At 70.7% G+C, this 4,885-nt stretch carries 6 protein-coding genes; 1 reads left to right on the forward strand and 5 read right to left on the reverse strand.

Annotation, left to right across the window (positions count from 1 at the left end; all coding sequences use genetic code 11):
- Positions 1-780: FAD-dependent oxidoreductase (locus ACYVE9_RS15770; protein ID WP_461028482.1), on the reverse strand; the 780-nt coding region annotated here is incomplete at its 3' end.
- Positions 781-859: 79 nt separating this feature from the next.
- On the reverse strand, positions 860-1,522 hold the full coding sequence (locus ACYVE9_RS15775; protein WP_461028483.1) for a DUF305 domain-containing protein: 663 nt from the start codon (positions 1,520-1,522) through the stop codon (positions 860-862).
- A 185-nt stretch (positions 1,523-1,707) separates the two neighbouring features.
- Here ACYVE9_RS15775 and ACYVE9_RS15780 point away from each other — a divergent pair, with 185 nt between their 5' ends.
- On the forward strand, positions 1,708-3,189 hold the full coding sequence (locus tag ACYVE9_RS15780; RefSeq protein WP_461028484.1) for an LVIVD repeat-containing protein: 1,482 nt from the start codon (positions 1,708-1,710) through the stop codon (positions 3,187-3,189).
- Here the strand turns inward: ACYVE9_RS15780 and ACYVE9_RS15785 are convergent.
- The 3 genes from ACYVE9_RS15785 to ACYVE9_RS15795 all read right to left on the reverse strand — a co-directional run.
- Positions 3,180-3,833, reverse strand: a complete 654-nt coding sequence (locus ACYVE9_RS15785) for a TetR/AcrR family transcriptional regulator (protein ID WP_461028485.1) — start codon at positions 3,831-3,833, stop codon at positions 3,180-3,182. The genes ACYVE9_RS15780 and ACYVE9_RS15785 overlap by 10 nt on opposite strands.
- A 141-nt stretch (positions 3,834-3,974) precedes the next feature.
- Positions 3,975-4,148: a hypothetical protein gene (locus ACYVE9_RS15790; protein WP_461028486.1), complete on the reverse strand. Its 174-nt coding sequence runs from the start codon at positions 4,146-4,148 to the stop codon at positions 3,975-3,977.
- Positions 4,149-4,363: 215 nt separating this feature from the next.
- The coding region (locus ACYVE9_RS15795) for an HAD family hydrolase (protein WP_461028487.1) at positions 4,364-4,885 on the reverse strand (522 nt) is incomplete at its 5' end.

Raw genomic sequence — 4,885 nt, forward strand, 5'->3', positions numbered from 1 at the left:
GGCGACCCAGCCGCGCAGGGCTGCCAGGTTGCGCCGGGCGGCCGGCGGCAGGGCCTCCGGTGCGGTGAACCCAGGGTCGCGGCGGAGTTCGTCCTCGTCGACGACGGCCTCGGCCTCGGGCAGCGTGCCCAGCTCCCGCAGTTCGTTGGTGGTGAACTTCGCCTGCGAGGGGCCCCGCCGTCCCACCATGTGCACGGTGCGCACCGCAGCCCCGGACAGTGCCTCCAGGGCCCCCTGCGGCATGTCCGTACCGGTCAGCTCGGACCGGCCGCGGACCAGGAGGCGGGCCACGTCGACGGCGACGTTGCCCACCCCGATGACCACGGCCGAGTCGGCGCGCAGCGGGAAGCGGCGGCTCGCGGCGTCCGGGTGCGCGCTGTACCAGGCCACGAAGTCGGTGGCCGAGAAGCTGCCCGGCAGGTCCTCGCCCGGAACGCCCAGCCGCCGGTCGGTGGTCGCGCCGACGCAGTACACCACCGCGTGGTAGCGGGTCAGCAGCCATTCCGGGGTGACCGCGGGCGGCTCGCCGCCCACGGTGACGTTCCCCAGGAAGCGGACCCGCGGGTGTTCCAGAACGGTCCGCAGCGTGCCCTGGAGGGTCTTGATCTTCTTGTGGTCGGGGGCGACCCCGTAGCGCACCAGTCCGTAGGGGCACGGCAGCCGGTCCAGCACGTCCACCGCCGCGTCAGGGAGGCGGTCGACCAGCGACTGGGCGGCGTAGACCCCGCTGGGGCCGGCACCGACGACGGCGAAGCGCTGCGCGTGGGGCACGGTCGGCATCCTTCCGCCGGGTGGTCCAGCATGGCACCGCGCCGGGCCGGGCGGGAGAGGGCGTTCGGGTGGAGCGTCGCCGTGGGCCTCAGCGCAGTGCGCGCATGCGGGCCACCTCGGCGCTCTGCTGGGCGGCGATCTCGGTGGCCATCTCCTCGACCGTCACGTCGTTGCCGCCGGTCAGCACGTCCTTGGCCATGGTGACCGCGCCTTCGTGGTGGGTGACCATGAGCCGGAGGAACAGTCGGTCGAACTCCTCACCCCGGGCCTTGCCCAGTTCGGCCAGTTGGGCCTTGGTCGCCATGCCCGGCATGGTCTCGTGCCCGTGCCCGCCGTGTCCGCCGTGCGCGTCGGGGCGGCGGTCGGCATGGTTGCGTTTCAGCCACGCCCGCATCATCGTGATCTCCGGCTTCTGGGCGGCCCTGATCCGGTCCGCGAGCTTGCCCACCCGGTCGCCTTCGGCGTGCTTCTCGGCGAGTTCCGCCATCACGAGTGCCTGCTCGTGGTGCTCGATCATCATGGTCATGAAGGTGAAGTCCGCCGCGTTCGGCTGGGTCTGCTTGCGGCTGACCTCCTGGGCCTCCTCGGCGGAGAGGGTACGGGCGTCCTCCCCCGGCCGTCCCGGGGCGATCACCGAGGATTCGTCGGTGGCGCTGTCGGTGCGCTCCCCGGTGCACGAGGCGAGCACGGGCAGTGTCGCCAGCAGCACGGTCAGGACAGCTGTGCGCCGAAGCTTGTGACGGTCTGTCACGTTTTCCTCCAGTGGCGGGGTGGGCCAGTTGTCCGTTCCTAGCACGGAGTTGATTGAACAAGTCGCCTGTTGCTCATGGCAATCCTGTTTTCATCTGTTGTTCTGTACATGCGGCGAGCGATACTGCCGGGGTCCGTGAACCGCTCACATCCGAGCGAAAGCGTGCGGACCCGAGGGAGGAAGCAGTGACGTCGTTGCACACACCCCCCGTGCGGCGCAGACGTATGGGCGTGGCAGTGGCCGCATTCGGCCTGCTCGCGGCATTCCTGACCGCTCAGCCGGCCGCCGCCACCCCCGATCCCGGCGACAGCCCGCCACCCGCGAAGAAGGTCGCCGGCTCCGAGAAGGCCGAGGCCGAAGCCGCCATCAGGAGCGGTGACATACCCGGCAGCGGCGAGGTGGTCACCAGCCGCAACGTGAGCCACCTGGTCAACGTGCCCAAGGGCGCGCTCAAGGGCACCAACTCCGACCTGGCGTTCCAGGGCAGGTACGCCTTCGCCGGCAACTACGACGGCTTCGTCATCTACGACATCAGCCGGCCCAAGGCGCCGAAGGTCGTCAGCCAGGTGCTCTGCCCGGGCGCCCAGAACGACATCTCCGTCTCGGGCAACCTGCTCTTCCTGTCGGTCGACTCCTCCCGCAACGACGACACCTGCAACAGCACCTCGCAGCCCGCGACGGAGAAGGATTCGTGGGAGGGCGTCCGGGTCTTCGACATCCGGGACAAGGCGAAGCCGCGCTACGTCGCCGCGGTGGAGACCGCCTGCGGTTCGCACACCCACACGCTGGTCCCGACGAAGAAGAACGTCTACGTCTACGTCTCGTCCTACTTCCCCAGCGCGAGCTTTCCCGACTGCCAGCCGCCGCACGACGGCATCTCCATCGTGAAGGTCCCCCGCAAGGCGCCCCACCGGGCGACCCTGACCAGCTTCGAGGGGCTCTTCCCGGACGGCGGCTTCCCCGGTGACCCGGAACGCCCCAGGAGCTCGGCGACGTCCGGCTGCCACGACATCACCGCCTTCCCCAAGCTCAGGCTCGCGGCCGGTGCCTGCATGGGCGACGGCATCCTGATGGACATCAGCAAGCCGGAGCGGCCCAAGGTCATCGACCGGGTCCAGGACGTGGAGAACTTCGCCTTCTGGCACTCGGCGACCTTCAGCGAGAACGGCCGCAAGGTCATCTTCACCGACGAACTCGGCGGCGGCGGTGGCGCCACCTGCAACGCGGAGGTCGGCGACGAGAAGGGCGCCAACGGCATCTACCACGTCTCGGGCAAGGGCAAGCGGTCCACGCTCGGCTTCCAGGGCTACTACAAGATCCCGCGGCACCAGGCCGACACCGAGAACTGCGTCGCGCACAACGGATCCCTGATCCCGGTCAAGGGCCGCGACATCATGGTGCAGTCCTGGTACCAGGGCGGGGTGTCCGTGTGGGAGTTCACCGACTCCAAGAACCCCAAGGAGATCGGCTACTTCGAGCGGGGCCCCGAGTCCACCGACGCGCTGTCGTTCGGCGGCACCTGGTCGGCGTACTACTACAACGGGTACATCTACTCCAACGACCAGCGCGGCCTCGACGTGCTGCAGATCAAGGACCGACGGACCGACAGCGCGAAGCGGGTGCGGATGCACGAGTTGAACGTGCAGACGCAGCCCGACTACCGCTGACCGCCCAGTAGCAGCCGGTTCACGACCCCGTCGGGCGGAGATCCGTCCGGCGGGGTCCCCAGTTCCCAGTCGAGCCCGTACCGGGCGAACAGCTCCGCGCGCAGCGTCGGCACCGGCATCGGCGCCCCCGGCAGCAGTACCGCCACCACCGCGCCCATCAGCAGCGCCCGCAGTAGCGGGTACTCGGCGTCCAGGTCGGTGGTCCCGTACCGGGCCATGGTCTCCCGCAGCAGCCGTGCCAGCTCCTGCTGCTCGACGCAGGCGACAAAACCCTCCTGCTGGAGTATCCCGGCCATGTGGGTGCGCATCAGCGTGGGCTGGTCCCTCGCCAGGCCCAGGACGGCGTCGATCGCCCGGGCCATCGCCTCCCGGCCGGCTTCCGCGCCCGTCGGCACCGGTTCGCGCGTGAGTGCGGCAGCCAGGGTCAGGTGCATCAGCCGGTGCACGGCCGACTGCAGCAGCTGGCGCTTGCCGGGGAAGTAGTAGGAGACCAGACCGCGTGCCGCGCCCGCCCGGTCCGCGATGTCCGCCAGCGTCGTCGCCTCGAAGCCGCGCTCCGCGACCAGCTCGACAGTCGCCTGGAGCAGCCGTTCGCGCGAACGTCGGCGCAACTCTTCATTGACCGACGCGCTCCGAGGGGACATCCTGTACTCCTGCGTTGACTGGCTCTCAGCCAATATACTCAGCGCGGAATCGGTCGGGCCCCCGAAGGGGCTGTCGACCGCCTCCGGTACCGGGCGACGCGGGGGATCGCCCGGTACCGGTCACCCCTCGTGACCGCGTGCTCAGGCGGCGGGCGCGACCTCGCGGGTGGCGGCCTCCAGCCAGAGCTGACGCAGCCGGGCGAACTCGGTGAGTTCCTCCGGCGTCCACGACCGCGGTGCCGCAGCGAACTCACGCATCTCGCGATTGGCCTCGTTGGCCGACGGCGCGGGGGAGTTGTCCGATGTGGTGGTCATGGGTGAAGCCTAGAGGCAGCCACTGACAGTGCCGCTCGCCCGAAATCGGCGCTCCCACGTGCATCCTCCCTGGTGAACGGCCCTGCGGGGGAGCCGCACGCGCCGTGGTGGTGTGACGCAGATCCCCCGGAAAAACCTTCCGGGGTGCGGTTTGCGCCGCTGCCCGCGGGTAGAACAGTGGCCCGCTCGGCGGCAGGGCCACGGCGGCACCGCTCTCAGGGCACCGGAGCGCCGGGCGGACCGCCGTCGGCGGGACCGCCTCCAGCAGAGTCGACAAGGCCGAGGACGGGTGTCAGTCCGGACGGCCGCCGGTCCGCGGGCAGGTGTTCCACCAGACGCACCGCGCAGCCCAACGCCGAGGCCCCGCCGTCGGCCCGCCCGTCGTCGCCGACCATCAGGACCTCGGCCGGCGGCAACCCCAGTGCCTGGCACCCGATCCGGAAGATCTCCGGCTCGGGTTTCTGCACCCCGTGCTCGAAGGAGAGCACGTAGTGGTGGACGTACGCGTCGAGACCGTGCGCGCGGAACACCGGGCGCAGATCCCACCCGATGTTGCTGACCACCACCGCGGGCACACCGCGTCGGCGCAGCGCGGCCAGCACCGGCAGCGTGTCCGGGTAGGGGCGCCAGGCGTCGGGGGAGCGGTGCCGGTCGTAGAGCGCCTCGTACAGCTCCGGGCGCGGCAGCGGCACCCGCCGGGCCAGTGCCGTGTACGCCGCCCGGTGCGCGTCGGCGCT

The organism is Streptomyces sparsus (assembly GCF_054776295.1).